General features: G+C 65.6%; 3 protein-coding genes and 1 pseudogene. All 4 read right to left on the reverse strand.

Going from position 1 to position 1,711, the window contains the following annotated elements; genetic code table 11:
- Positions 1-343 (reverse strand): annotated as a pseudogene (locus tag JHC99_RS18640) (succinate--CoA ligase subunit alpha); the annotation flags it as partial.
- An 18-nt stretch (positions 344-361) separates the two neighbouring features.
- Positions 362-787 carry a PIN domain-containing protein gene (locus tag JHC99_RS18645; protein WP_292156188.1) on the reverse strand — a complete coding sequence of 142 codons (426 nt, stop codon included), beginning with the start codon at positions 785-787 and terminating at the stop codon, positions 362-364.
- On the reverse strand, positions 771-1,028 hold the full coding sequence (locus JHC99_RS18650) for a DUF6364 family protein (RefSeq protein WP_292156189.1): 258 nt from the start codon (positions 1,026-1,028) through the stop codon (positions 771-773). The genes JHC99_RS18645 and JHC99_RS18650 overlap by 17 nt, the downstream gene beginning before the upstream one ends.
- A 60-nt stretch (positions 1,029-1,088) precedes the next feature.
- The gene (locus JHC99_RS18655; protein ID WP_292156190.1) at positions 1,089-1,673 is read right to left on the reverse strand and encodes a hypothetical protein; all 585 of its coding nucleotides are present in this window, start codon (positions 1,671-1,673) and stop codon (positions 1,089-1,091) included.
- Positions 1,674-1,711 lie beyond the last annotated feature (38 nt).

A 1,711-nucleotide genomic window follows, 5' to 3' on the forward strand; every position in this document is an offset into this window, starting at 1 on the left:
TGACCTTGACCATGTCCAGCACCGGGATGCCTTCGGTGATGCAGGTGATGAAGGGGATCTCGGCGTCGATCGCCTCGATGATGGCGGCGGCGGCGCCCGACGGCGGGACGTAGATCACCGAGGCATCGGCACCCGTGGCCTCCTTGGCCTCGGCGACCGAGGCATAGATCGGCAGGCTTTCGCCGTGCGATCCGGTCCAGTTCGTGCCGCCCTTGGTCGGGTGGACGCCCGCGACCATCTGGGTGCCGTGATAGGCCAACGCCTGTTCGGTGTGGAAACCGCCCGTCTTGCCGGTCAGGCCCTGGACGATGATCTTGGTGTTCTTGTCGACGAGAATGGACATGGCGGTTCGCTTCTTTGTTCAGGTGGAGAGAAAGGGGTTTTCGACGCGGACCGACCCGTAGGTCTGACCGTGATTGAGATCTTCGGAATAGAGCACCTTGGCACCCAGCCGTTCAGCGGCGGCGATGATCGCCCCGTCCCAGTAGGACAGCTGATACCGGCGGGCGTGGTCGATGCCGGCCAGGACGACTTCGGGCGTCACCGGCTGGCAGGGCTTCATCGCGACGATGCGGACCCATTCGCGGGCCTTGTCCGATGTCAGGGGCATTGCGCCCTTTCGGGTGGCGTTGTTGTAGAACTCGGCCAGCACTTGACTCGACGTGCAGTAGTCCTCGGTCAGCACGATCTCGCGCGCCCTCTCCCAGCGATGACCTGCGTGTTCGCGACCGAGGGCAGCATAAAGCAAGATGTTGGTGTCGAGGAAAACCTCAGAACTCGCGATCAAACCGAGGTTCCCCGCTATAGGTCTCTTCGCGGCTGGGGCGCCAGTCACCCATCCTGCCCTTGGACTCGTCGATCAACTTCAGCAGCGCCTCGCGTGCTTCGTCCTTGGACGTCTCCTGCTCGACCAGGCGTGCCAGAAACCCACGCACCATCTCGTTCACGCTGGTCCGCTTCATGGCCGCCAGCACCCGCACCTTGTCGAGCAGGTCGTCGTCGATGGCGAGGGTCAGATTGCGGGTCATGAGGTCTACACGGGTTATGTGTAGCACATAGCCTGTGTTGTCGATCTAGTCGAGGCCGGTTCAGTCAAGATGGGGCCGGAAATAGATCAGGGTCGAGCCCGGCCCCGAGCGATCCAGCGCCACCAGCCGCATCTGGCCGGTCGCGGCCATGGCGACGAACTGGGCGTCCGACAGGCTGCGGCTCGGCGCGCGCCCCTCGGGCGTCTGCAGCCAGGCATAGGCCTCCAGACCTGCGGCACGTATGGGGGCGAAGTTCATCATCCGCCTCAGGGTCGAATCGAGGGCGCGGTGGTCGGTGGGCCGGGCGCTGACGCCGCAGAAATCCAGAACCACGGTATCGCGGCCGACCCGACGCGTCATCCGGCCGGTCATCACGAAGGTGATGTCGGTCGCGTTCGATCGCATGAAGCCGGCGCGTTCCGTGGCGTTGCGCATCCGCGGCACCATGGTCTCCGGCACCGGCGAATACCCCGCCTCCGCCGCCAGCGCCGCCGCCCTCGCCGGGTCGCCTCCGGCCGCAACGCAGACGGTGTTGAGGGTGGCGATTACGTCGGTGGGAGCGGGGCCCGGCGCGGCCTGGGCCGCAACGAGAAACGGCGACGCTGCAAGCAGCGCCGCCGTCACAAGGCCGCGAAAGCCTCTCATGATTTAGCCGACCGCCGCGACGATCTTCTGGGCGGCGT

This window comes from Brevundimonas sp., assembly GCF_016463485.1.
Lineage (GTDB): Bacteria > Pseudomonadota > Alphaproteobacteria > Caulobacterales > Caulobacteraceae > Brevundimonas.